Origin of the sequence: Aliidiomarina haloalkalitolerans (assembly GCF_003987315.1) — a bacterium.
GTDB classification, from domain to species: domain Bacteria; phylum Pseudomonadota; class Gammaproteobacteria; order Enterobacterales; family Alteromonadaceae; genus Aliidiomarina; species Aliidiomarina haloalkalitolerans.
Map to the genome: position 1 here is coordinate 103,845 of NZ_PIPI01000007.1, position 25,184 is coordinate 129,028.

At 50.7% G+C, this 25,184-nt stretch carries 20 protein-coding genes and 1 pseudogene; 16 read left to right on the top strand and 5 right to left on the bottom strand.

What is annotated here, in order from left to right; genetic code table 11:
- The first annotated feature begins 196 nt into the window (after positions 1–196).
- The 6 genes from glnA to CWE06_RS09880 all read left to right on the top strand — a co-directional run bounded on the left by glnA (position 197) and on the right by CWE06_RS09880 (position 7,616).
- On the top strand, positions 197–1,606 hold the full coding sequence (gene glnA / locus CWE06_RS09855) for a glutamate--ammonia ligase (protein WP_126793633.1): 1,410 nt from the start codon (positions 197–199) through the stop codon (positions 1,604–1,606).
- Between the two features lie 129 nt (positions 1,607–1,735).
- Positions 1,736–2,845 carry a nitrogen regulation protein NR(II) gene (gene glnL, locus CWE06_RS09860; protein ID WP_126793635.1) on the top strand — a complete coding sequence of 370 codons (1,110 nt, stop codon included), beginning with the start codon at positions 1,736–1,738 and terminating at the stop codon, positions 2,843–2,845.
- Positions 2,842–4,314: a nitrogen regulation protein NR(I) gene (gene ntrC, locus CWE06_RS09865; RefSeq protein ID WP_126793637.1), complete on the top strand. Its 1,473-nt coding sequence runs from the start codon at positions 2,842–2,844 to the stop codon at positions 4,312–4,314. The genes glnL and ntrC overlap by 4 nt, the downstream gene beginning before the upstream one ends.
- Before the next feature lie 92 nt (positions 4,315–4,406).
- The gene (locus tag CWE06_RS09870) at positions 4,407–5,102 is read left to right on the top strand and encodes a response regulator transcription factor (protein WP_126793639.1); all 696 of its coding nucleotides are present in this window, start codon (positions 4,407–4,409) and stop codon (positions 5,100–5,102) included.
- 3 nt (positions 5,103–5,105) lie between these two features.
- Positions 5,106–6,470 carry a sensor histidine kinase gene (locus CWE06_RS09875; RefSeq protein WP_126793641.1) on the top strand — a complete coding sequence of 455 codons (1,365 nt, stop codon included), beginning with the start codon at positions 5,106–5,108 and terminating at the stop codon, positions 6,468–6,470.
- A gap of 105 nt (positions 6,471–6,575) precedes the next feature.
- Complete coding sequence (locus CWE06_RS09880; RefSeq protein ID WP_157981167.1) at positions 6,576–7,616, top strand: alpha/beta fold hydrolase; 1,041 nt, start codon at positions 6,576–6,578, stop codon at positions 7,614–7,616.
- Position 7,617: 1 nt separating this feature from the next.
- On the opposite strand, the gene CWE06_RS09885 is transcribed toward CWE06_RS09880, so the two are convergent.
- Positions 7,618–8,037 (bottom strand): tRNA (cytidine(34)-2'-O)-methyltransferase, encoded by a 420-nt coding sequence (locus CWE06_RS09885; RefSeq protein WP_126793645.1) that lies wholly within the window; start codon positions 8,035–8,037, stop codon positions 7,618–7,620.
- Positions 8,038–8,226: 189 nt separating this feature from the next.
- Between CWE06_RS09885 and CWE06_RS09890 the strand changes: the two genes are divergently transcribed.
- Both CWE06_RS09890 and CWE06_RS09895 read left to right on the top strand, forming a co-directional pair.
- On the top strand, positions 8,227–8,691 hold the full coding sequence (locus CWE06_RS09890; RefSeq protein WP_126793647.1) for a tRNA (cytidine(34)-2'-O)-methyltransferase: 465 nt from the start codon (positions 8,227–8,229) through the stop codon (positions 8,689–8,691).
- A 173-nt stretch (positions 8,692–8,864) separates the two neighbouring features.
- A pseudogene (locus tag CWE06_RS09895) lies at positions 8,865–9,249 on the top strand (transposase); the annotation flags it as partial.
- A 122-nt stretch (positions 9,250–9,371) separates the two neighbouring features.
- On the opposite strand, the gene CWE06_RS09900 reads toward CWE06_RS09895, so the two are convergent.
- Both CWE06_RS09900 and CWE06_RS09905 read right to left on the bottom strand, forming a co-directional pair.
- On the bottom strand, positions 9,372–12,500 hold the full coding sequence (locus CWE06_RS09900) for an efflux RND transporter permease subunit (RefSeq protein WP_126793649.1): 3,129 nt from the start codon (positions 12,498–12,500) through the stop codon (positions 9,372–9,374).
- A gap of 11 nt (positions 12,501–12,511) precedes the next feature.
- A complete protein-coding gene (locus tag CWE06_RS09905) occupies positions 12,512–13,681 on the bottom strand; it encodes an efflux RND transporter periplasmic adaptor subunit (protein WP_126793651.1) in 1,170 nt (389 codons plus the stop codon).
- A 556-nt stretch (positions 13,682–14,237) separates the two neighbouring features.
- On the opposite strand from CWE06_RS09905, the gene CWE06_RS09910 reads away from it, so the two are divergent.
- From CWE06_RS09910 to CWE06_RS09940, 7 genes are all read left to right on the top strand, one after another.
- On the top strand, positions 14,238–14,501 hold the full coding sequence (locus tag CWE06_RS09910; RefSeq protein WP_126793653.1) for a hypothetical protein: 264 nt from the start codon (positions 14,238–14,240) through the stop codon (positions 14,499–14,501).
- A gap of 122 nt (positions 14,502–14,623) precedes the next feature.
- Positions 14,624–17,314 carry a putative bifunctional diguanylate cyclase/phosphodiesterase gene (locus CWE06_RS09915; protein ID WP_126793655.1) on the top strand — a complete coding sequence of 897 codons (2,691 nt, stop codon included), beginning with the start codon at positions 14,624–14,626 and terminating at the stop codon, positions 17,312–17,314.
- A gap of 7 nt (positions 17,315–17,321) precedes the next feature.
- Complete coding sequence (locus tag CWE06_RS09920; protein WP_126793657.1) at positions 17,322–19,025, top strand: type 1 glutamine amidotransferase family protein; 1,704 nt, start codon at positions 17,322–17,324, stop codon at positions 19,023–19,025.
- Positions 19,026–19,175: 150 nt separating this feature from the next.
- Positions 19,176–20,129 carry a MipA/OmpV family protein gene (locus CWE06_RS09925; protein ID WP_241972541.1) on the top strand — a complete coding sequence of 318 codons (954 nt, stop codon included), beginning with the start codon at positions 19,176–19,178 and terminating at the stop codon, positions 20,127–20,129.
- Complete coding sequence (locus CWE06_RS09930) at positions 20,119–20,661, top strand: DUF3019 domain-containing protein (RefSeq protein WP_126793661.1); 543 nt, start codon at positions 20,119–20,121, stop codon at positions 20,659–20,661. The genes CWE06_RS09925 and CWE06_RS09930 overlap by 11 nt, the downstream gene beginning before the upstream one ends.
- Positions 20,661–21,359: a response regulator gene (locus CWE06_RS09935; RefSeq protein ID WP_198679086.1), complete on the top strand. Its 699-nt coding sequence runs from the start codon at positions 20,661–20,663 to the stop codon at positions 21,357–21,359. The genes CWE06_RS09930 and CWE06_RS09935 overlap by 1 nt, the downstream gene beginning before the upstream one ends.
- Before the next feature lie 3 nt (positions 21,360–21,362).
- Positions 21,363–22,598 (top strand): ATP-binding protein, encoded by a 1,236-nt coding sequence (locus tag CWE06_RS09940; protein WP_126793665.1) that lies wholly within the window; start codon positions 21,363–21,365, stop codon positions 22,596–22,598.
- On the opposite strand, the gene pyrE is transcribed toward CWE06_RS09940, so the two are convergent.
- On the bottom strand, positions 22,595–23,236 hold the full coding sequence (gene pyrE / locus CWE06_RS09945) for an orotate phosphoribosyltransferase (RefSeq protein ID WP_126793666.1): 642 nt from the start codon (positions 23,234–23,236) through the stop codon (positions 22,595–22,597). The genes CWE06_RS09940 and pyrE overlap by 4 nt on opposite strands.
- The gene (gene rph / locus CWE06_RS09950; RefSeq protein ID WP_126793668.1) at positions 23,233–23,949 is read right to left on the bottom strand and encodes a ribonuclease PH; all 717 of its coding nucleotides are present in this window, start codon (positions 23,947–23,949) and stop codon (positions 23,233–23,235) included. Before rph ends, pyrE begins: the two co-directional genes overlap by 4 nt.
- A 268-nt stretch (positions 23,950–24,217) precedes the next feature.
- On the opposite strand from rph, the gene CWE06_RS09955 reads away from it, so the two are divergent.
- The gene (locus CWE06_RS09955; RefSeq protein ID WP_126793670.1) at positions 24,218–25,081 is read left to right on the top strand and encodes a YicC/YloC family endoribonuclease; all 864 of its coding nucleotides are present in this window, start codon (positions 24,218–24,220) and stop codon (positions 25,079–25,081) included.
- The last annotated feature ends 103 nt before the right edge of the window (positions 25,082–25,184 follow it).

Below are 25,184 nucleotides of genomic sequence, written 5' to 3' on the forward strand. Positions count from 1 at the left end.
GGACGCATTTCCAACGTGGTGACGCGCATTAGAAGCTAGCACCCCCGTTGCCTTGTTTAAAATAACAAATAAAAACAGTGACTTATGTATTGTGGCATGGGCTTTGCTAAATCCTTACCAGCAAAATCAAAATTCTGCGCCAGACTTTAACCCTGACGCAATTAGATTAAGACCGACAGCTACCGTGGAGGCACACATGTCGATTCAGGCAATTATGGAACTTATCGAAGAGAATGAAGTTCGTTTTATCGATTTACGCTTTACCGATACCAAAGGTAAAGAGCAGCACGTGACCATTCCTGTGTCACAAATCGATGAAGACTTTTTCGAAGACGGCAAAATGTTCGATGGCTCATCGATTGCTGGCTGGAAAGGTATTAATGAATCGGACATGGTGTTACAGCCTGATTTAGAAACAGCAGTCATGGACCCGTTCTCTGAAATCCCGACTTTGATTATCCGTTGCTCAATTCTCGAGCCAGACTCGCGCATGGGCTACGACCGCGACCCGCGTTCAATCGCACAACGTGCCGAAGAGTACTTGGTTTCAACCGGTTTGGCGGACACCGCTTTAATCGGACCAGAGCCAGAGTTCTTCATGTTTGATGACGTCCGTTTCCATACGGATATGAGCGGCTCGTTCTATAAAATCGATGATATCGAAGCGAAATGGAACTCAGGTAAGAGCTATGAAGGTGGTAACAAAGGTCACCGTCCTGGCGTAAAAGGCGGCTACTTCCCAGTCCCACCGGTCGACTCATCACACGACATCCGTAGTGAAATGTGTGAAATCATGGAAGACATGGGCTTAGTGGTAGAAGCGCATCACCACGAAGTTGCGACCGCAGGTCAGAACGAAGTTGCATGTAAATACAACACGTTAACCAAAAAAGCTGACGAAATTCAGATTTTCAAATATGTTGTGCACAACGTTGCCCACGCCTACGGCAAAACCGCAACCTTCATGCCGAAGCCACTGGTTGGCGACAACGGTTCAGGTATGCACGTACACATGAGCTTGGCTAAAGACGGTAAAAACCTATTTGCTGGTGACAAGTACGGTGGATTATCTGAAACCGCATTGTATTTCATCGGCGGTATTATCAAGCACGCTCGCGCACTGAACGCGTTCACTAACCCAGGTACGAACTCGTACAAGCGTTTAGTCCCAGGCTTTGAAGCGCCGGTCATGTTGGCTTACTCAGCACGTAACCGCTCAGCGTCGATTCGGATTCCTTTGGTATCCAACCCGAAAGGTCGCCGGATTGAAGCTCGCTTCCCTGATCCATTGGCGAACCCATACTTAGCCTTTACCGCATTGTTAATGGCTGGTTTGGACGGTATCCAGAACAAGATCCACCCTGGCGATGCCATGGACAAAGACTTGTATGACTTGCCAGCGGAAGAAGCAAAAGAGATTCCAACGGTTGCAAGTTCACTAGAAATGGCACTAGACGCCCTTGAGCAAGACAATGACTTCCTCACAGTTGGCGGTGTCATGAGTCCAGACATGATCGACGCGTACGTGAAATTAAAGCGCAAAGAAGTTGAGCGTTTAGCGATGACCGTACACCCAATTGAGTTCGACATGTACTACTCAAGCTAATTGAGACAAAGGGCTCGGTGGTTTAACTGCCGAGCCCTTTTTTGATCCTAGCGACCGACGCTTGGATTGCGAATTGCACCAATTTGGTGCAAACTGCCTACCCAAGCACTGTGTAGGTGAGGAAAAGCAATGACCGTCTCGCACACCGCAACACTGACTACAGAATTTACAACCGCATTAGCCGATCAACTGGTGACGGCGATTCTCGTGCTCGACGGTCAACTGAAAGTACATTATGCCAATGCCGCAGCCGATGCGATTTTCGCTGCCAGCGCAAGACGCCTTGAAGCCACACCGCTTGACAGCCACTTGCGTTACAGCAGTTTTGACTTGTCGTTACTGAGTGGCGTCCTGCAGTCGCAACAAACGATTTCCGACAGTGACGTGACTTGGGTATTCCATGACGGCAAAGCCATGAATGTGGAATTGACCGCGTCAGTTGCCGAAGTGCCCGGCTTAGGCCTCACCATTCTGCTCGAGATGCGCCAAATTGATTTAATTCGGCGGATTAACCAAGAGCAAACCCAGCAACATCAGCTAGCGGCTGCCCAGCAGTTGGTACGCGGTTTAGCGCACGAAATTAAAAACCCATTGGGTGGACTGCGCGGTGCAGCGCAATTACTCGATGCGCAGTTGCCAGATAACCAACGCGAGTTTACCCAGCTGATTATGGCGCAGGCCGACCGCTTGCGTAACCTAGTTGACCGCCTATTAGGACCGAACCGCCCAAGCCAACGGCGTTGGGTCAATATTCATGAAGTTCTCACCCGCGTCCTCGACCTAATTCAATTAGAGTGTCCGCCACAAGTTACCGTACGCAAAGACTACGACCCCAGTATTCCGGCGATTTGGGTCAGCCCCGAGCAGGTCGAACAGGTGCTCCTGAATTTAGTCAAAAATGGGCTCGAAGCGATTGGCGAGCAAGGCACCATTGTGGTGCGCACGCGCATTAGTCACCAAGAAACGATTTATGGCACCCGCTATCGTCAGTGTTTGCTGATTACTGTGCAAGACGACGGGCCCGGCGTGCCAAGTGAGCTGCGCGATACCTTGTTCTATCCGTTAGTGAGCGGGCGTGAAAACGGCTCTGGCTTGGGCTTATCGATTGCGCAGTCACTGGTGCACCAGCACGCTGGTAAAATCGAACTCAACAGTCGGCCACAATGTACCGAATTCACTGTGTACTTGCCGTACCAACAGCCACCCAGCCAAGGTTCGGAAGAGGAGATTGAGCCATGAGTGCGTATCAGGTTTGGATTCTCGACGACGACAGCTCAATTCGTTGGGTGCTTGAGCGTGCATTCACCGCCGACGCCGGTTGGCAGCCGCGCTTATTTGCTGAACCAGAAGCCTTGTTGACGGCGATGACCGAAGTCAGTGCGAGCAAGCAGGCAACCCCGGATTTAGTGATTACCGATGTGAAAATGCCGGGCCTGAACGGCATGGAAGTCCTGCGCCAGTTGCAACAACAATGGCCAGATTTGCCGGTGATAGTGATGACCGCACACTCGGACTTAGACAGCGCAGTCAAAGCCTTTAAAGGCGGTGCTTTTGAATACTTGCCCAAGCCTTTTGACCTGCACGAAATGCTCGCGGTGGCGAGCCGAGCGGTGAAAGCGCGGGAGCAGGAGCAGCAAGTCAGCGTTGGCGACAATGCAGCAGAAACGCAACAAGAAACCGGCATTGTTGGTGACTCGCCGGCAATGCAAGAGGTGTTTCGGGCCATTGGACGCTTGTCGCGTTCGAGTGTCACCGTGCTCTTAACCGGTGAAACCGGTACCGGTAAAGAGCTGGTCGCCCGCGCCCTACATGACCATAGCCCGCGTGCCGAGAAGCCGTTTGTGGCGTTAAATATGGCCGCTATTCCAAGTGAGCTGATAGAGTCCGAGCTTTTTGGGCACGAGAAAGGTGCGTTTACCGGCGCTCAATCACGGCGCCCGGGGCGTTTCCAGCAAGCCGATGGCGGCACCCTGTTTCTCGATGAAATTGGTGACATGCCTTTAGCGGTGCAAACACGTTTGCTGCGCGCGCTCGCAGAAGGACAGTTTTATCCGGTGGGTAGCCATCAATTGGTGACCGTTGATGTGCGGGTTATCGCCGCCACCCACATTGATTTGCGCAAGGCCATAAGCGATGGTGATTTTCGTGAAGACCTTTACCATCGCTTAAACGTGATTCACTTGCAGCTACCGAGTTTAGCGCAGCGACGAAGCGATATTCCGGCGTTAACGGAACATTTTTTAGCGCGCGCGGCCGAAGAATTACAGATGCCGGTAAAGCGTTTGAGCAAAAACGCCATGGCGACCATGACGGCCGCTGAATGGCCCGGTAACGTTCGCCAGCTCGAGAACGCTTGCCGCTGGATCACTGTGATGGCCAGTGGCGACTTGGTTGATGTAGATGAGTTACCGCAGTTAACTCGCAGCCCAAGTGACGGGACTAGCGACGCGACTGGCGTTGGTTTGCAAACCGTAAGTAGCAGCGACTGGCAAACAGCCTTACGATTGGCGATTCGCGACGCATTGGCCGGCACAAATAATCAAGACTATCCTAATGGGTGGTCGAGCTTGAGCGAAAGCATTGAACGCATAGCTATCGAAGAGGCGCTCGCAGCGACCGGTGGACACAGACAGCAAGCCGCAGAACGACTCGGTTGGGGGCGCAATACCCTGACTCGGAAAGCCAGTCGTCTGGGGTTGAACAAGTAGCGATTTACGTTTGTAAAGAAGGCGAAAAGTCACTCGCATGGAAATGTAAAGACGCTAGATTGCTAGTATTGAAACTAAAAAGGATACGACCCGTGGTACATATCTTGTTAATCGATGACGATGTTGATTTAGGTAACATGCTAACTGACGTGTTTGCTCGTGAGGGAATTAAAATCACTCACGTAGAGGACGGCAAAGCCGGTTTAGCCAAGGCGACGAGTGACCCATTCGCGCTTATTTTACTTGATATTATGTTGCCAGAGATTGATGGTTTACAGGTTCTCAAGCAACTGCGCCAAAGTGGGGTCGAGACGCCGGTATTGATGCTAACGGCACGTGGTGACGACGTTGATCGCGTGGTTGGTCTTGAGCTCGGTGCCGATGATTACTTGCCGAAGCCGTTTTATCCGCGGGAACTGATTGCACGCGTCAAAGCATTGCTGCGCCGGAGTAAAAACCAAGACTCGAAACCTGTGGTGGAAATGTTACGTTTTGCCGGTTTTGAGCTCGATACGACCAATGCCAATGCAAGTTGTGATGGCGAAGCCTTAGTGTTAACACCGACCGAATATGAAGTGCTGCGCCAGCTGGTGATGCACCATGGGCAACTGGTGACCAAAGAGATGTTGTCAGCGCAAGTGCTGGGTCGTCAGCTTGGCCCATTCGACCGTTCGCTCGACGTCCACATTAGTAATATCCGCAAAAAACTACCAACGCATCCGGATCGGATTCAAACCGTGCGCGGTCGTGGTTACCGCGTGATGGAACCAGAGCTACTGGAAACCTAAATCATGGTTGAACGCCGTACCCGTTGGTATCAGTCGCTGACATTTCGACTGCTGACGATATTTTGGTTACTGATTCTACTGACAGCGGCGGCGGCGTTTTCAGTCATTTTGTATTTAGCGCGTCCACCGGGGTCAGAGCCCATGAGCGAAGAATTCAATCGCTCGCTGGCTCCAATTCTTACCCATCCTTCCAGTGCCGGCTTGTTGCAACCTGGCCGCTTGCTCGTTGGCCAATACCGTTTGATTGCCGTTGAGCGCGAGCAGTGGGAATTTACCCCAGGCTTGTCTCAGCGCGAAATTGCCGCTGCGGTGCAAGTGTATTCTCATGCGGAACCAGTACAACTTGTAGTGGGCGACAGCGTGTATGCAGGACCTTTAGACAGTAATGAAGGTGCGGTTGTGGTCAGCCGACCGGCGACCGCTAGCGAATTGGCAGCGGTGCAAGAAAGCCAAGCCGATCGTGATTTCTTGCCACGTTTGTTGCTGCTGTCGGCGATTGCATCGTTTATTGGCGCCTTAATTTTAGGTTGGTGGTTTGTACGGCCACTGAAACAATTGCGCAATGCGACAAGACAAGTCGCAGCGGGTGTGGCTGAGCCGAACTTGAAGCGCTTACCGCGGCGGCGAGACGAACTAGGTGAACTTGCCCGCACGCTGCAGCGCACTGCATTAGACTTAGCCACCTCGCGGGACGCCCAACGGCGGTTACTCAGCGATGTCTCCCACGAGCTGCGCTCCCCGGTAGGTCGCTTGCAAGTGGCGCTCGACTTGCTAGAAACCCCAGAGCTTCGGCAGAACCGTAACTACAAGCAGTTGCATAAAGACATTTATCGACTCGGCATGATTATCGACTCGATTCTCTGGCTGTCGCGCCTTGAGAATGGCCTTGAGAAATTGGTGAAAGACCAAGTGGATGTGCAGGCTTTGTTGCGCGAGCTGAAAGACGACCTCGACTATTTCTACATTGCTCAGCTGGGTGAAGAAGGCTGGCGTGGACGCATTGAATTGCCAAGCGGCCAGCTCGAGCCCGTGGCTACAGACCCAGTGCTGTTGCGCATGATAGTTGAGAACCTAGTGCGTAACGCGTTCCAGTACGGCCCGCTCGATGGTGTTGTCACCATTCACGCATTCGCCGATAAAGAGACCTTTACGCTGCAAATTCGTGACCAAGGCCCAGGCGCGCCAGAAGAAAAACTCGCCAAACTATTTGAACCGTTTTATCGCGGTGACCCGTCGCGGCATCATGGTGCCGGCGTTGGTTTAGGTTTGGCGCTTTGCCAGCGTGCTGTGGCAATCCTTGGTGGCCAAATTCATGCCCGCAACCACCCCGATGGTGGCCTTGAGGTCAGCGTCGAGTTCCCCCGCTAGGCCGCTTGCTAACTCACCCCAATCACGTACAATTCATTAGGAACCGTAGCTGGAATGGCATTCCAGCTACGGTCCCTAATGGTTGTCGCAACGAGTGGAGGCGGTATGTTGCAGGGGTTTGCACACGAGTCATTAGCACAAAACGTATTGTCGGTCCGGCCGAAGGATACGGATTCTGAGTGGTCGCAATGGGCGGCTCAAGAACTTACGAAGTTCTATCGCAGCATTGAACACAGAGAATTTACCAGCCGCGACGGCAAGGAAATTCATTACGGTTTGTGTAGACCTGAAAACCCTCGAGGCTGGGTCGTGATTTCGCCAGGCCGCGTCGAGTCGTATATTAAATACCAAGAAGTTGCCCTCGAATTTGTTGCCGAAGGCTATGCGGTTGCGATGATCGACCACCGTGGTCAAGGCCATTCCGCTCGTCTCACAGCCAATCAGCAGCAGGGTCATGTCGGCCGTTTTCTCGACTATGCCGAAGACTTCGCCGAGTGGTTAGCGCTGTTAAAAGCTGAATTTGCTGACAAGCCCGTTTATTTGCTTGCCCATTCCATGGGTGGCGCAATTAGTATGACCTACCTGCAACAAGTTGCCGGCCGCCATGGCTACCCACCGTCACCTTTCCAAAAAGCTGCATTAAGTGCGCCCATGATGGGAATTAACACTGCCCCTTGGCCGCTGTGGTTGGCAAAACCGATGACGCGTTCGTTAGCAGCGTTAAATCAGTTTTTGTCGCCGAAACGACATTGGTATGCTCCGGGTACCGGTGATTATCAGAAAGAAGCCTTTGCGGTAAATCGTTTAACGCACAGTGAAGCCCGCTACGACTGGTTTTCGCAAATGTACCAAGACTTGCCCGCGATTAAAGTGGGTGGGCCGACGAATCATTGGGTTGCAGAAGGTGTACAAGCTGCGGAGCAGGTGGTGCAACTCGCTGAGCGAGTGGATATTCCGGTGCTGCTGTTGCAAGGTGATCAGGACATTATTGTGGCGGCAGAACCACAGCAACGTTTTGTCGACAAATTAGCGCACCCGGCTAGCCGCTTAGAACCCATTGCCGGGGCGAAGCACGAAATTCTGATGGAAACCGATGCTATTCGGACGCCTGCTTTCACACTGATTCAGCGCTTTTTTAGTAGCTAGCCTAGAGGCCGCCAGCAAAGCCCTGTTGGCGCCAAGCTTCGTAACTTAAAATCGCTACCGAGTTGGATAAATTCAGCGACCGGTTATTTGGCATCATGGGTAAACGTAAGCGCTGCTCCGGTGCGATTTGCGCCATCACATCGACAGGCAAACCGCTGGTTTCCGAACCAAACAACAACACGTCACCCGGCTGAAAGGTCACATCGGTATAGTTGCGGGTACCTTTGGTGGTGATTGCGTAAATGGTGTGACCAGCAAACTTTTCGGCAAACGCAGCAAAGTCAGGATAACGCTCCACACGACTCAAGTCATGATAGTCGAGCCCCGCACGACGCAGCTTCTTTTCTTCAAAATCAAACCCTAACGGCTCAATTAAATGCAAGGTACAACCGTTATTAGCGGCAAGGCGGATGACGTTCATCCTTACTTCCACCAGCGGTATGTACTTTTTGTTAGCCCAGATTACCAAAACAGCTCTCCACGCCTTTGAAATCAAGTATTACAAACACAATACATTAGCTAACAAAATGGGGCTAACAAAATTTTGGCGTGGTCGTGACGCCCGCATGTCGCTAAAATCACATTATATAAAGAATGGAGTAGATTATTAATGTTGAATATCGCCTTATTTAATCCAGTTATGGCTGCTAACGCCGGCAATGTGATCAGGCTTTGTGCGAACAATGGCTGTACGTTGCATTTAATCGAACCACTTGGCTTTGACCTCGAAGAGAAGAAGCTACGCCGCGCAGGGCTGGATTATCATGATCTGAGCCGCGTAGAACGGCATCCAGATTTTGAATCATTTAAACAGGCTATGGGGGAGCGCAATATTTATGCGATTACCACCAAAGGCACGCGTGGCTATAGCGAGGTTCAGTACCAACCGGGTGATGTATTGCTATTTGGTTCTGAAACGAGTGGCCTAGCCCCAGAAGTCATGGAACAAATTGCCCCTGAAATGAGGTTGCGTATTCCAATGATGCCAAATAATCGTTCACTGAACTTATCTAACACTGTTGCCTTGGTTAGTTATGAGGCATGGCGGCAACTTGATTTTATCAATGGAAAATAATGGCGTAGAAAATGCCTAACTTACAGAAGCCGATGTCTTGTCAAATGGATTCGGATCACTTTTTATCATGCCCGAAATGCAGCAATAGAAGCTTCAATTTAACTCGCACACGATTTTGGTAGTGTTCAGAATTCTGTGTCATCTCGATAAACTATATAAAAAAGAGATGATACATGACCAAACCAGACTTCGATATCGACGCCGCCTTAAAGCAATTGCGTGAAGGCAAAGACCTTACTGGTAAAGACGGTATCCTAACACCACTCATCAAGCAGCTGACGGAAGCAGCCATGCAGGCTGAGCTTGACGAACAAAGCGCAGCCAAATCGCAAAAATGGCTCGACCGCTAAAACAGTAAAAAGTCCCGCTGGTAGCTTTGAGTTGAATACACCACGCGACCATGCGGGGACCTTTGAGCCTCAGCTCGTGAAAAAGCACCAGACGCATTTAACAGATGAGCTCGAGCGTAAAATTATTGCGCTGTTTTCGCTGGGTACCAGCTATCAAGATATCCGCATGCACATCGAAGACTTGTACGGTATTCATGTCTCGAACGGTATCAGATAACCCAATAAAGACATGCAAAACAGACACCTGCAAAAGCTTTTATAAAGTAAACCTTTTTTAAAGATGCTGAATACCTCCACTGCAAGCAGCGCTTCTAATGGCCGGACTAATTGCTACGCCTTGTTGTTTCCCTTTTCTTTATATATCAGTGTATATAAAGTCGGAATAACAAACAGGGTCAGTACTGTTGAAGTGATTAGTCCTCCCAGAACTACAGTTGCCAACGGTTTATGAATTTCACTGCCAATTCCCTGCGACAATAAAATAGGCACTAACGCAAGTATTGAGGTTATGGCGGTAATCAAGACAGGCTGTAAACGGCTTGCTGTGCCTTGTAGCACAGCGTCCTGCACTGACATTCCACGCTGCCGTAAGCCATTAATCGCATCTAGTAATACCACGCCATTTAGCATTGCTACACCAAAAACAGTTATAAAACCAATAGCGCTCGGCACTGATAAATATGTTCCACTTAGGTACAGAGCAATAACCCCGCCGACAAGGGCCACAGGCACATTAGTTACTACCAAAGCCACCTGTTTAATGGAGCGAAAAGCCAGGTACAGAAATAGCGTAATAATCAGCAGAGATACCGGTACCACTACCATTAACCGTTGCTGCGCTCGCTGCTGATTCTCAAACTGTCCGCCTATTTCAATCGTATAGCCGGCAGGTAAGTCAAACTGCTGGATTGCCGATTGAATATCAGCAACCACACTACCCATAGCCCGGCCACTGATATTAGACTCAATGACAATTCGGCGCTGGGCGTTTTCGCGGCGAATCATCGGAGCTGCCGATTCACGCGTGATTTCAGTTATATCTCCCAATAAAACAATTGCTCCGCTGGCTGTTTTTAGCGGAATACGCGCAATGGACTCTGGTGAGGCACGAAAGTCAGAATGAAGTCGTACATTTATATCATGACGGGCATTACCATCCAGAATCTGCCCCGCATTTTCTCCACCCACACCTAAACGTACCCAGGCCATCAAGTCTGCAACATCAAATCCGTAACGGGACATTGCGGTATAATCAGGGCGAATAGTTAATTGCTCTTCACCACTAATTTGCTCCAGCGCCACATCGGTAGTTCCGGGGATAGCATCCACTAAACGTTGTAGTTCCTCGCCCTTTTCCGCCAGAACACCCAAATCAGAGCCAAATAACTTGATCGCCAATTGCGCCCGAACCCCGGATAACAGCTCATCAACCCGTGTTGCTATAGGCTGAGAAAAATTGAGTACAACACCAGGTAGCTCACCCAGCACTTCATTCATTTTACTTTGCAGTTCTTCGCGGGTGGCTGCGGTCTGCCACGCCGCCATGTCGGTTAAACCGATGTACATTTCGATATTATTAATAGGCTCAGGATCTCCACCCAACTCAGGGGCGCCTATACGCGATAAAGCGTAGGTTACTTCCGGGAAGTCCATCAGCATGCCTTCCAGTTGCTGTGCTACACGAATGGAAGTATCCAGATTTGCCGACGGTGCCAGAGTAACCCGCATATTAATTGTTCCTTCTTCCAGTTCCGGGGCAAACTCTGTTTCCAGTCGTGGACCAAGCAGCACTGCTATGCTGACAAATGCCAGCGTAACCACCCCTACCCATAGCGGCTTTTTCAAACTCAGGGTAAGGCCCCGAATAAAGCCGCGTTCAACAATATGGTATATCTTCGGCTCAACATGTTTAGGCGCTTTTTTGAATAAGTACGATGCAAGCGGTGGCACTATAACTAACGCAACTATTAAGGAGCCTGCCAAACCTAAAATGACGCTGACCGCCATAGGCTGAAATAACTTACTTTCCACCCCTTCAAGAAAAAATAAAGGAACAAACACAGTCATGATAATCAACGTTGCAAACATAACTGGCCGGGCAACCTCCTGACCCGCTTCAATAATATGCTCAGTCACTGTCATGGGCCGGGTACTTTGCGATGCTGTAAGTCGTTGAAAAATCCGCTCGACCATCACGACCGACGCATCAATCATCAAGCCTGTTGCAATAGCTAATCCGCCCAACGACATCAGGTTGGCTGAAATTCCCCACTGATGCATAAAAAGCAGCGCAACCCCTATTGACAACGGGATCGATAAAAGCACTAACACTGAAGCGCGGATGTTTCTTAAAAATCCAAGCAAAACCAAGACAATCAGCACAAACGCAAAAAAAACAGCATCCCTGATTGTAGTTACCGCTCTTTCAATCAAGTGCGACTGATCATAGTACGCTTCAAGGTATACGCCCTCAGGGAGGGCGCTATTGATACTATCTAAACGCGCTTCAATACCATCGATAACAGCCTTTGTATTCGCACCTGTCCGCTGCAAAATAATGCCAGCAACCACTTCGCCCAGAGCCTCGGTCTCACCTGACTCATTTTTTTCAGTCATTGTGACTGCACCCACTCGGATTTCATGGCCAAAACCTACCGATGCAACATCGCCAATTCGCACCGGAATTCCCTGACGTTGTATAATTGGTAGTTGACGAATAGCCTCCAGCCCAGCATCACCCGCTGGCAGCATACCTGCACCACGAACGACTAACTGATTATCACCCTGAGGCATAAACCAGCCACCAGCATTCAGGTTATTATCGGCCAATGTGCTAAAGACCTGCTCCATAGTCAGGTCATATTCTAGAAGGCGTACGGGATCAATTTGCACCTGGTACTGCAGAACTGGCCCACCGAAGGACAAGATTTCAGTGACTCCATCCACGGGCATCAACAGTAACTTGACCAGAAAATCATTCAATGTGCGTAAAGCAGCCGCATCGTACGCCGGATTATCTGAGCGCAATGTGTATTGGAATACCTCACCAAGGCCGGACGTATTAGGCCCCATTTCAGGTATTCCAAGCTGTTCAGGAATCATCTCGCGCGCTTCACTAAGCTTTTCAAATACTTGCTGGCGGGCAAAATAAATATCAGTACCGTCTGCAAAAACAACAGTTACCACCGACAAACCAGTGCGGGATAACGAACGCACCTCTGTCACTCCCGTTAAAGCGTACATTGATGATTCAAGCGGATAGGTAATCAACTGTTCAACTTCTTCGGCTGCCAGACCATTGGCCTGAGTGTTAACCGTCACCTGTACATTGGTTACGTCTGGAAATGCATCTAAATTTAGTCGAGGAATAGTAAAAATTACCCCGCCAATAAAAACACTCAACAGGATGAATACCATTAAGCGGAACTGAATCAGACGACTTAAAAGTGTAGAAAACATTGCTTAGCTCCTTAATGGTTGTGGGTATCGAAACCATCTTTTGCCAGTTCAGATGCGATAAAAAATGCACCTTTCATGACCAACCTGGCACCTGGTTCAATACCACTGACAAGATGAAGTCCACCTTGGCTCTCCAACACGGTAACCTCAACAGAACTAAACGTATTTTGTTCATTTTGCACGAATACGCGCCATTGATTACCCTCCTGACGGTGCAATGCTGCATTAGGTACGAGTACGCCCTGCTGTTCAGCAGACGGTAAATGAACTTCAGCAAACTGTCCGGCATGCCAATGAGTCGAACGGTTATCTACAGAAATAAGGATCTGCTCAGTTTGGGTCACAGACGACACGTAATGACCTCGGCTCAACACCTCTCCGGTTACCAACTCTCCATTCACGTTAACAACAACAGACTGCCCCGCTTCCAGGGGCAACCGGTGTCTTACCGGCAACTCTGCGGCCACCCACAGCGTTGATTCATCGTTAACCCGCAAAAGAGATGTTCCGCCTGATAGAGCCTGCCCGGCGGAGTACTGTAGTTGTTCCGGTGATAACTGCACTTTCCCGGCCATCGGTGATAACACCTGAACCTGACCAATACAGTCAGAACAACTAAGCAATGCAGTGATTTGTGCGTCCGTCATAAACACCGAGCGCAACACGGCACGCCGCCGCTCGGCCTCAATTCTGGCCTCTTCCCGAACTGTATCGCTGACTACGCCTTCTTCCATACGTTGAATGCGAGATAACTCCTGCGCTGCCAGTACGAAATCTGCCTGAGCGTCAGCAATCTCTCGCCCACCAATGGTCAAAAGCGCATCTCCGACAGCTACACTTTGGCCGATGCTTGCATCGTAATGGATAATTCGTACGTCCAGTTGTGGGGCAATCACAATACTGCGCGCCCGGTCATTCAAAAGTTGCCCGGGCACCGTTGTCTGCAGTGAAAACCCTGAACCCACTGCCTGTTCAACCTCAATCCCAGCAAGTCTTTGCTGCTCATTTGTCAATGTAACTTGGCCGCTTTGTTCATCGTCGTGATTATCATCATGTGCAACCGCAGCCCCAATAAAACACGCACTGATTATCGTGCTCAGCACAACGGCGAAGGTACATTTTGCTAAGATACACTGGACCACACGCCCCGCTATATAAGCAGTGCTTGATATGATTTTCATAAAAATATTTCCGGTAAGTATTTAGTACACAAATCCACCCGCTATATAAGCGAGTTCAAGTAATCCTAGATATAGAAGAAATAAAGTTATGCGATGGGAGGGCGAAATGAGGGATCAGGAAAGAGAGAACTGAAACGCACCGGTAACAGCACGACTCTAGAAGGCAGTAGCGCTATGTCTGTCGTTTGAGAATAATCAGTCATCATCGAGATACCGCCATGACACTGGCAGTCGAGACATAGCTCGTTAAAGTCTGAATCGCTTAATTCTGCTGAAATTGCAGTGGTTGCCTGAAGCTCAAGGTGTATATGGGAGGTTTGACTGTCATCATGTCGTTGTTCACTCAAATGCAACTGATGCACAGCCGTACCAGCCAAAGAAAGCTGAGCGAGCAATATCAGAGTCATTATTGATAAAAGTGCGTGACGCATGGAAAGTCCGGTTAAGCCTGAGCTAAAATTTAGGCTCAGTGTAGCAGATTATAACCGGTAATAATAGATGAATTACCACGCTAAAAGGCCATGCATAGTACACAGTAACTCTACATAGTTAACACATGGTCGGTTTGACAGAACACCCTGTTTTCAAATTGGGGGCTAACAAAACCATTCTAAATAATACGGGTTGCACGTTTGCCGGTATTTGCCGGCATAACGGGCGTGTGCAGAACAATGTGAAACATCTTTTCTCCGCTGATAAGAGACCTGATAAAAACATCGGCATTATACCTCTTTTAGTTCGAAAAAGAGGTAAAGAAGCCAGTGAAGTTGCCGATACTTTTAGAGTAACTGTGCTGATACTAAAGAAAGCCGGAATTTAAAAAATGTTTAATCTGGTTAAAATTTTGTAATCGAATGGTTGTTTCACCCGATAAATTCAGGTTGAATAGATAAGAAGCGACACATATTGTCGCAGAGTAATGAAAAAGGAATCGAAGTTTCCGTGACCTATAACTCCCGAACCGCTGCTAGCGCTGCTTACTACTTTTCCGCGATTTCGGCGGCCTTACTCGGTATTATCGGCTGCTTTTTCCACTTTGTGGTCACTGACCAGACCTTAATCGACATTATTCCGCTCCGTACACCGCTCGCAATTTTCTTCACAGCGGTTGCTTTTATTATCGCTGGCCGCGGCTACAATCTGCTCTTATTGTTGTTCGGTGTTGCCTTCATGCTGCTCGCCTCACTGTCGTTTTATAGCAACATCACCAGTGAATATTTTGGCATCGGCGACTTTTTCGGTTGGATCGTCGTCCTCGTAGCTATCCACTTATTTCTTTTAGGCTTGTCTCTAGCGCTTAGTTTAAAGCGGCCGCTAGTGCGCGCATTGTGGCGCTTTACCGGTTGGTTATCGTTAGCCTTAACGGGCGCGATTCTGGTTTATAGTTGGATACCGAATACCGCTAACTTATACGCGCCGGGCTCGGTCATATTCATTGCTGTTGCGCTCATGTTATTGCTCACCGGCATCATGATGTTGATTCGTTCGCATTGGTATCGGGAATCGCTGCATTTCGACTACAAGCTGCTTACACCTTCTGTTGTCGTCAGCTTAGTGACGATACTGGTGTGGTTTTCGCTTTCGGCTGCAGCCGTACGCGATGTGAACGAGCGCGGCCAAATTCTGCAAGAGCAAATTGCTGGCCAAATTAACAACCAACTATTGGAATTACGTGATGCCTTGAAGCGTGTTTCCAACCTCATGTACGCCGAAAATGCTGATGCATTTAGGCACGACGCACAATTGTTATTGCGTGATTTCCCTGCGGCTTTAGGGATTAGCGTACACAACCCAGACGGCGAATTTAGCTATTTCGTCAAAGCGAATGGCAACGTAATGGGAACCGACTTGTATACGCTAGCAGTGCCACCCACGCCTTGGCTGCAACGTATGCTGGGTCAAGAGGCGTATACGGTAACTGCTTCTTCGGTGTATGCAGAGCGTCCCATTTTATTCTTTACTGTTCCCATTCGTTCACAAAACGGCGCACCGCAAGCGACTATGGCAGTCGACCTACAGAAGCTGCTCGACTACACCCCAATTGAGTTTTTGCGCTCGTTTGAAGTGCATATTGAAATCGCTCAAAACTTTATTTTACCGGCGAACACCCCCGAATTTGCTTTATATACCCGCGATAGCTTCCATGCAGAGCACCCGTTCTCGATTCGTCACGCCTTCGAGATTATCGACGCACCCCTGACGTTTTACGTTACGTTGCGTGATACGGATGAGCTGTGGCGCAGCGCACGAGTGAACAAACTGGTCTTTCTCATTGGTGGCATTGTTTCCTTCCTATTGGTGATTATCATCGACGCCAACAACCGCCTCCGCCAAGAAGAAATAAAGCTCAAACAACTAGCCACCTATGACGGTGTGACCAACCTAATTCGCCGCGACGTGTTTGAACAAGAACTTGCTTTGCAATACAGCGTGGCGCGGGACGTCACGGCTAACTTTGTCCTGTTTATAGATCTCGATGGCTTTAAAGCGATTAACGACACCTTAGGCCTGAAGGCGGGTAACCAAATATTGCTCGAAACCGGTCAGCGCATAAAAGCTGAGCTGCCGAAAAACAGTATTGTGTCGCGCTTCAGTAGCGACGAGTTTGTGGTGATGGTGCCCAACGCCAATAAAGCCGTGGTGACGAAACTTAGCAGTACTTTGCAACAGCAACTACGCAAGCCTTATATGCTCGATGGTGTCGAAGTGATTGCGCCCGCCAGTATCGGTATTGCCCAAGCCATGCGCTTTGACGACAGCGCCGATGAGCTGATTCAACGAGCAGATATTGCCATGACCGAGGCGAAAAGCTCGGGTGGTAATAATGTCACGTGGTTCCGCAAAGACATGCTATTGAGTTACAACGAGCGCCTGAGTATGCGTACGCGAATTCAGCAGGGAATGAATAGCCAAGAATTTAGCGTGCATTACCAACCGATTGTCGGCACACAGTCGAATGTGATTTCCGGTTTTGAAGCGCTGGCGCGTTGGCCACAAGAGGACGGCAGTTTTATTCCACCGGGCGTGTTTATTCCAATTGCTGAACAAACCGGTCAAATTGTCGAGCTAACTGAACAAATTTTGGCGCGGGTAAGCGATGACATTCCGAAACTTGCGCAAATTGGCCAAGAAGAAAAAACCTACGTGTCGGTGAATATTTCACCCTTGTGCTTCACCCGTGGCATTGTCATGGATCTGTTAAAAGAAGTGCATGCCCAAGCCCAAGAGTCGAATGTGGTGTTACAGATTGAAGTCACCGAAAGTCTTTTCCTTGACGACAAGACCAGCGCCAAAGACACGCTTGAGGCACTCCGCGCCTTAGGTATCCAAGTCGCAATTGACGATTTTGGTATCGGTTATTCAAGTTTAAGTTTGCTTTATAAGCTGCCTGTTGATGTAATTAAGATCGATCGCGCGTTTATTAGCGACCTCACCCCAGGTACCGATGCCTTTAAAGTTGCTGACGCAGCAATTTCATTGGCACTGAACCTCAACAAGAAAGTTGTGGTCGAAGGGGTAGAAACAGAGGCACAATTAGCCTTCTGTCGCGAAAAACAGTGTCACGCCATGCAAGGGTATTATTTCTATCGCCCGAAAGCATTGGCCGAATTGATGAATTTACAACACAGGTAACCGAATCATGAGTAGTTTTTGGTCCCGCCTCTGGAAAGTTACGCTTTCCAGCGCCTTCGCCCTGTCTGCGAGTGTCCTCGTGGTGCTAGCGCTCGTGCAAAGTGTGACACCCGCCCATGCGCAAAGCAGCACTGACCCGCAATGGAACGTGATGCTCACCGGCAGCGAATTGCGCCTGTGTTCCAGTATGAATTCCGACTACTGCAGCAGCACCGACTGGATAAATGCCAATGAAATGCGTACCGCACGGTTGTTTCAATTAACCGATGTGCGCCGCCGCGAAGCATTGCGCCGCGCGGTGTGGCCGCGTGAACGCGATGAAGTACGCGAAGAATTGAGTGTAGTGCTCGAAGAAATGGTCGACTTCTTTGCTCGTGGCGTGGTGCCTGAGTATCGCCTCGTCGAACGTTTTCGCTCGCGCGCCTACCTTGATTTATTAATGCGCTTGTCGGAAGCCGAATATGATCGCGTGCTCGATAACTTGGAAATGCCGCGTTTAGAAGGCCTCGACGAACACGTCAATTTGGCAGCCAATGCGGATTACAGCGCCGAGTTCGTCACTCGTTTTGTGGCTATGGCGGAAGACCAACAGCAACGGAATGGGCGCGAAGGTAAACCGTTAATTCTGGTAGTGACCGCTGGTGAGCGCGATACATTCCGCAGCGTCGACTCGCACGTTGCCGCATTTAAACAAGCGGGAGCCGATGCGGTGTGGCTGCCGGCTGACGTCGCCGTCCGTGCTGCTCGTGAAGCCAATGAATGCCGGGCATTAGAGAGCTACCGTCGCCAGCTCAGCGGGAACTACGACCGTGATCGGGTGCATCCGAGTCGGCATGCCGAGCAACTTGCTTATTGTAGTAACGTGGCCCAGGCCGAGCAGCTGATTCAACAAGCTAGCGCAGTGTTTTTCACGGGTGGTAGCGCACAACGTTTGTTCCGTGCCCTACAAGGCAGCGCCGAGTTAGCGCTGCTGCAGACACGCTTTAGTGAAGGCAAGCTTGCTGTCGGTGGCGCTGGTGCAGGTGCACAAGCCATGGTAGCGACGAATATGCTCACCAATGGCCATAGCCGTGACGCCATTCGCAACGGCGCCTTTGCGGCAACTGCACCGATGCCAGGTTGCGACCTCGACAACACCTGCCCGCGCGGTTTAAACCCGAACAGCCTGACCTATGAGCCGCTTGGTGGTTTTGGCATGCTGCGCAACCTTATTGTCGACACAGATGTGTCACACCGTGGCCGCCAAGGTCGCCTGCTGCGCTTAGCCGCAAGCACCAACGCACCATTAGCGATTGGCCTCGACCGTGATACCGCTATGCTGATGAATTCGGCCAGTGGCGCGTTTGAATTAATTGGCCAAGACGGCGCCTTGTTCCTTGAAGGGGCGCAAGGCAATGACAGCATGCTTGCTGCGACATTCCATTACTTACGCTCAGGTAGCATGGGTCGCATTGAAAGTGGGCGCTTACATACCGCAGTGTTAGCCGCACAGCAACCACAGCGCCTCGAAAGTATTACCACCCGCTTTTTAGGTGACACCGGCGTGTATGACAACCTCGACAGTGTGTGTCGTGGCAGTCAGCAATTACGCTTGTTGCAGGAAACATTCGTGCTGCAAATGCTCGCCAGTGAAGACAGCGAAATTGAGCGCACAGCCGGCCGTTGCCAAGTTACCAATGGCGTGATCGGCGTTGCAATTCAAGCGCCGTAAAATTGTAACAAATTGTCATTTTTGCCAACTTGTTAGCGCAGCCCAAGCCGACTTTTGTTAGAGTTAAAACAAGTTAGAGTCGGTTTGGGAAAGGAACAAACTTTGGCCGTCAAAACCAGAACTACTGCGACAAGAACGACCGTGTTCAGCATGATTTTCGCCAGTGCGCTACTTGCGCCGCTGGCGTTTGCGCATGGGCAAACCCATTCCGAACTTACGCCTGAACTTGCGGCAGAACGTGCGGCCGAACCCGAGCACACTCAGTCCACCAACGACACGACTCTTGCGCAGTTTAACGACAGCCTGAAAGTATTCATTAACCAAATAAATGTGCGTGTGGCCATGGGTTATGGCGAGCGCTCGTCGATTATCCGTGGCACCGATCCGCTGTCGTTTTATGTGTTGCCGGACGTCAGCTACTACGGTGAAAAATTCTTCTTCGACAACGGCATGCTCGGTTACAGCATTAAACAGTCACGCCGCCACGAAGTGTCGATATTCACCAAGCTCAACACCGAGTTCAGCTACTTTACCGATAGCATTACCGGTTATTGGTTTGGGGATGCCTATAGCGGTGGTTTGTCGAGCACCAGCATGCAACCAAGCGGTGGTTGGGGTGACTTTACTGACGATGAAGAAATCTTGCCCGATGTCGACAATGTAGCCAAACGTGCATGGGCAATCGACGCCGGTATTCGCGTTGATTATTACCCAGCAGAGCGCACCCATGTGGGCCTTGCTGTGCAGCAGGACATCCGCAATAAACATAACGGTTATTCGGCCGCATTCATGGTGAGCCAAGGCGTGCCAACAGGGCTTGGCAACTTCCAAGTGAAAGGGGAGTTAACCTATAAGAGCGATAAGCTCGTTGATTATTATTACGGTATTTCGAGTCGTGATAACGTCGCACCGATTTATCACTATCGCGGTAAGGCCGTGATGCAACCGGCCATGTCGCTCCACTGGCAATACCCGTTGCGAGAGCGCTTAAGCTTAGTCAGCTCCGCCCGCGTCATGTGGCTTGGTGACGGTGTCGCCGATAGCCCATTGGTGACCAAAGACACCACCACCACATTTTTTCTGGGGGTGAGCTATGCGTTTTAATTACTTAGCTAGCCTGCTGCTCCTCTCTGGGGTATTTACTTTTACCGCGCCGACATCAGCGGCAATGCAGGAAACGAGTTCAGCAGAACCAACGACCCTTTCGCCTGACATTGACGAACAGTTGTTATGTACCGAACCGTTTTGCTTATGGGTACAACCGCAAGTGTGCGTCACTGAAAACGCACCCGCCGTGTGCGAGGAAACCGTGTCAGTGAGTTGGCGCAGTGAAACCCCGCTCAATGCTTGCTTAGCTTTCGACGAAAAAGTCTTGACTTGCTGGCGCCAAGAGGAAGTCGGCACGTGGCTTGGCGACCTAACTTGGTTCGGTGACGAAATTCTTGTCTTATTCACCGTTGAAGACAGCGAACTTAACGCCGCCGGTGAATGGCGCGAACGCCCAAGACGAACCGGTCGCAACAGCCGCCAACAGTTTTTAAATAGCGTCGAGATTCTGGCCAGCACAGAAATGCAGATTCAAAGCCTGTTTCCAAAAGCACGTCGCCGCCTTGGTAGCCCATGGAGTGTGTTTTAATGAGTACGCGTATTCTGATTGCCGAAGACGATACCCGTTTGGCAAACCTAATTAAGGACTACCTGACCCAGCAGGGTTATCAGGTGTTCTGGGAAGCGAATGGCAGTAAAGTCGTCGCCGCCGTGAAGAATGTGAACCCCGACCTGATTATTTTGGACGTGATGTTGCCTGGTCGCGACGGTTTTGAATTGTGCCGCCAGCTGCGACCACAATACCCGGGACCGATACTCATGTTCACCGCTCGCAAACACGACGTTGACCAGATTACCGGCCTTAGCATTGGTGCTGACGACTATGTAGTGAAACCGGTAGAGCCACAGGTACTGGTTGCCCGCATTGAAGCCTTACTGCGTCGTTTTCAGCCACGTGATAGCATGGAGAACAGCAAAGCGCTAGAGTTTGGTCGCTTAAAACTCAATGCTAAATCGCGGGCTGCGCGCTTTGCTGACGATGAAATTAAGCTCACCAGCCACGAGTTTGACCTTTTATGGTACCTCGCCCAACACGCCGGCGATTTAGTCACGCGGGAAACCATTCACTTCGACGTGATTGGCCGAGAGTATGACGGTGTCGACCGCACCGTTGATATGCGGGTGTCGAATATTCGCAAAAAAATGGCCGAATTCACCGGCCGCGACGACGCCATAAAAACCGTGTGGGGGCGTGGCTACGTGTTTGTTGCCGACGCTTGGGACTAACCCATGCGGCGTCTGGCGTTCCACTTTTACGGCTTTTTGTTACTTGCAGTGGTCGGCCTTGGCTGGACCATCGAGCAGCTGTGGAGCAGCCAACAAAACGACATGCCGGCGTGGGTTGAGCCCTTGGCCGAGTCGTTTGTGAACTTAAGCCAGTATATCGAGCGCCCCGAACAGCTTGAACAGGCGCTTGATTTGCCGGTGCAAGTAGTCAGTGCCGGACAAGTGCGCTGGCCGAGCGCGCAACAAAGTAAGTTTGCTGCGGGTGAGCCGGTGATTTTGTTTGGCGACAGCACCCAGCTGTATGTGTATATCCAACACCGCGACGATATTTGGCGCATTGGCCCAGTGATTGACGAGACCGAGTCGCCGACGTATGCCTACCATTTGCTGTTCTTTTTACTTCTCGCCGCCGTCACAACGGTCTGGCTATGGCCGTTGTCACGCGACCTCAAACGACTTGAGCATCATCTGCGCTATGTGTCTCAGCCGGACCAAAAGCCGTTAGAACTGTCGAAGCGTTCGCTGGTTTTTCCGTTAGCGTCGAGCTTTAACGCCATGCGCGAGCGCATTTGGTACTTACTCGGTATTCAGCGCGACCTGACCCATGCCGTGTCTCACGACTTACGCACGCCGTTAGCACGGATGAAATTTGCCTTAGCCTTGCCTGACTCGCCAGCCAAAACCGAAGCGCTGCAAGAAGACGTGGCCGAGATGGAAGAGATTGTCGACACCTTGCTTGACTACGCGCGCATGGAAGCCCAAGAAGAGCTGATGGAACGCGAAGACGTGGATGTGAGTGAGCTGTGTTTGCACGTGGTCGAGAAGTACCAACGCAATGCCACACAGAAAATAGAACTCGAATGCCCGGAGCATGCAGTTTTTCGCTGCGATGGCCATTACATTGAACGGGCGCTAAATAACTTATTACAGAATGCTAGTCGTTATGCGACCAGCTGTATTCGCGTTGTTGTGGCTTCGCCAAGTGTGCCGAACGGTGGCGGATTGACTATTCACGTGGATGATGATGGCCCAGGGATCCCCGCCAGTGAGCGGCAGAAAATCTTGAAGCCGTTTGTGCGTTTGGAAGAAAGTCGCTCGCGAGACAGCGGTGGTGCCGGTTTAGGGCTAACCATTGTCAGCCGCATTATGGAGTGGCATGGCGGGCGTATCGACATTAGCGATAGCCCGCTCGGTGGCGCTCGGTTTAGCTTAATCCTGCCCGAGCCACCGAAGATTTAAATCCCGTATTGCTGGCGATACTCGCGCACTTTCTCAAGCATGGCCTCTTGGCCCGGTTGCTCGCTTAAGTACTCGATAATGTCGCCAAGCGTCACAATAGCAATGACTTTGGCATTGTAGTCGCGCTCCACTTCCTGAATTGCACTGAGCTCGCCTTTGCCTTTTTCCTGCCGGTCTAACGCAATCAACACGCCCGCAAGGCTAGCGCCATTGGCTTCAACAATGTCCATCGACTCGCGAATGGCAGTGCCGGCGGTGATGACATCGTCAACCAACATAATCCGACCTTTGAGCTCGGAGCCGACTAGATTGCCGCCTTCGCCGTGAGTTTTGGCTTCTTTGCGGTTAAAGCAGTAGGGCACGTCTTTGCCATGGTGCTCGAACAGACTTACCGCCGCTGCCGTGGCAATCGGAATGCCTTTGTAGGCCGGCCCAAAAAGAACGTCGAACTCAATGCCCGAGTCTTGCAACGCTGCGGCGTAATAACGACCGAGTTTGGCCAAGTCTGCACCGGTATTAAATAAACCAGCGTTGAAAAAATACGGGCTAGTGCGGCCTGATTTTAAAGTGAACTCGCCGAATTTGAGGACGCCTTTACCCAAGGCAAATTCAATAAACTCGCGTTGATAAGCCTTCATGAATTCAAAGCCTCCTTTTGCAGGTCGTTAAGTTCACGAATGGCGTGCTTGGCGAGCTCGACCATGTCGTTCATTTCTTCAAAACTAAATGGCTCGGCTTCTGCCGTCCCTTGAATCTCGATGATTTTACCCGTGTCCGTCATCACCACGTTCATGTCGGTGTCGGCTTCCGAGTCTTCTGGGTAGTCTAAGTCGGCCACGGCTTCACCACGATAAATACCCACCGAAATGGCTGCCACCATGCACTTCAGCGGGTTCGACTTGACCATGTTGTTCTTGCGCAGGTAGTTAATCGCGTCGACCAAGGCCACACACGCACCCGTGATCGAGGCCGTGCGCGTGCCACCGTCGGCCTGAATAACGTCGCAGTCGACGGTAATGGTGTTCTCACCTAAGGCACTTAAGTCCACCGCGGCACGCAGTGAACGAGCGATTAAGCGCTGAATTTCCATCGTACGGCCACCTTGCTTACCACGCGCTGCTTCACGGTCAGAACGCGTATGCGTCGCCCGTGGTAGCATGCCGTATTCGGCAGTGACCCAACCTTGACCTTTGCCTTTCAAAAAGCGTGGAACCCCTTCTTGGACCGTGGCGTTACACAACACCTTGGTGTCACCGAACTCAATCAGCACACTCCCTTCCGCATGACGGGTGTAATTACGAGTAATGGTAACAGGGCGAATTTGTTGAGCAGTACGGCCACTTGGACGCATGGGAATTCCTCTTGCTTAGGTGGGTGAATCGGCTGGGGGCATAGTATAAGCGTTTTGGCGCATTTTCGCCACGAATGGTCGAGGCGGTATATGGGTGATTTCGCTGCGACCATTTCCCAGTAGACATTTCCCAGTAGCCATTTCCCTGCGGCCATTTCCCAGTAGCTCAGCGAAACGCTATACTAAGCGGACATTTTGCTGCTTCTGAATGCGAAATTGACAGCAAAATGGACCTTTTAATTGAGCACGACAAAAAGAGAGCCATTTTATGATTTACAGTATGACCGCCTACGCCCGTGAAGAAGTGAAAGCCGACTGGGGCACCGCCGTTTGGGAACTGCGCTCAGTGAACCAGCGCTACCTTGAAACCTACTTCCGCCTGCCAGAACAATTCCGTGGCGTCGAGCCCGTACTGCGCGAGCGCCTGCGCAAAGCCTTACAGCGCGGCAAAGTAGAATGCGGATTACGCTTTACCGCCAACCCTGGCGCAAGCAGCGAATTGAAGGTTAACGAAGCGCTAGCCACTGCCTTATTGCGCAGCGCTGAGTGGGTACAAAGCCAAGGCGCGAAAGCCTCAATTGACCCGATTGACGTACTGCGCTGGCCTGGTGTTCTGGAAGCCGCCGAAGCCGACATGGACGCCATTCAAGCTGAACTGATTGCCGGTTTCGACCGCGCCATGCAGGCGTTCATCGACGCCCGCGCCAGTGAAGGCGCCAACATGCGTGATTTAATCGAAGCCCGCCTCGACGGCATTTCTGACCAAGCCGCGTTTGTGCGCACCCGCATGCCAGAAGTACTCGAATGGCAGCGCGAGCGCCTGCGCAGCAAATTCGAAGAAGCACAAATGGAACTCGACTCCGAGCGCCTCGCCCAAGAAATGGTATTACTGGCACAAAAAACCGACGTCGCCGAAGAACTCGACCGCCTCGACAGCCACATTAAAGAAACCCGCAACGTCCTGCGCAAAGGTGGCGCCTGCGGCCGCCGCTTAGACTTCATGATGCAAGAATTCAACCGCGAAGCGAACACCCTCGGGTCGAAATCGATTAATGCGGACATTACCAATGCAGCGGTGGAAGTGAAGGTTCTGATAGAGCAGATGCGGGAGCAGATCCAAAACATCGAATAATGATTCCAGTTGTTTTTATTTGTTAAATATCCCTCTAAAATCAATAGCTTGGTAGATTTAATGGGTTGTAGTTGTTCGTTGTCGTTCGTGGCTGATAACTAAA

Coding starts and splice junctions, on each gene's coding strand:
- CWE06_RS09885 (WP_126793645.1), bottom strand. CDS start 8,037: ATGAACGTCATCCGCCTTGCCGCTAATAACGGTTGTACCTTGCATTTA.
- CWE06_RS09875 (WP_126793641.1), top strand. CDS start 5,106: ATGGTTGAACGCCGTACCCGTTGGTATCAGTCGCTGACATTTCGACTG.
- rph (WP_126793668.1), bottom strand. CDS start 23,949: ATGCGTCCAAGTGGCCGTACTGCTCAACAAATTCGCCCTGTTACCATT.
- CWE06_RS09890 (WP_126793647.1), top strand. CDS start 8,227: ATGTTGAATATCGCCTTATTTAATCCAGTTATGGCTGCTAACGCCGGC.
- CWE06_RS09900 (WP_126793649.1), bottom strand. CDS start 12,500: ATGTTTTCTACACTTTTAAGTCGTCTGATTCAGTTCCGCTTAATGGTA.
- CWE06_RS09955 (WP_126793670.1), top strand. CDS start 24,218: ATGATTTACAGTATGACCGCCTACGCCCGTGAAGAAGTGAAAGCCGAC.
- glnA (WP_126793633.1), top strand. CDS start 197: ATGTCGATTCAGGCAATTATGGAACTTATCGAAGAGAATGAAGTTCGT.
- CWE06_RS09880 (WP_157981167.1), top strand. CDS start 6,576: ATGTTGCAGGGGTTTGCACACGAGTCATTAGCACAAAACGTATTGTCG.
- glnL (WP_126793635.1), top strand. CDS start 1,736: ATGACCGTCTCGCACACCGCAACACTGACTACAGAATTTACAACCGCA.
- CWE06_RS09940 (WP_126793665.1), top strand. CDS start 21,363: ATGCGGCGTCTGGCGTTCCACTTTTACGGCTTTTTGTTACTTGCAGTG.
- CWE06_RS09935 (WP_198679086.1), top strand. CDS start 20,661: ATGAGTACGCGTATTCTGATTGCCGAAGACGATACCCGTTTGGCAAAC.
- pyrE (WP_126793666.1), bottom strand. CDS start 23,236: ATGAAGGCTTATCAACGCGAGTTTATTGAATTTGCCTTGGGTAAAGGC.
- CWE06_RS09910 (WP_126793653.1), top strand. CDS start 14,238: ATGGTCGGTTTGACAGAACACCCTGTTTTCAAATTGGGGGCTAACAAA.
- CWE06_RS09930 (WP_126793661.1), top strand. CDS start 20,119: ATGCGTTTTAATTACTTAGCTAGCCTGCTGCTCCTCTCTGGGGTATTT.
- ntrC (WP_126793637.1), top strand. CDS start 2,842: ATGAGTGCGTATCAGGTTTGGATTCTCGACGACGACAGCTCAATTCGT.
- CWE06_RS09920 (WP_126793657.1), top strand. CDS start 17,322: ATGAGTAGTTTTTGGTCCCGCCTCTGGAAAGTTACGCTTTCCAGCGCC.
- CWE06_RS09905 (WP_126793651.1), bottom strand. CDS start 13,681: ATGAAAATCATATCAAGCACTGCTTATATAGCGGGGCGTGTGGTCCAG.
- CWE06_RS09925 (WP_241972541.1), top strand. CDS start 19,176: ATGATTTTCGCCAGTGCGCTACTTGCGCCGCTGGCGTTTGCGCATGGG.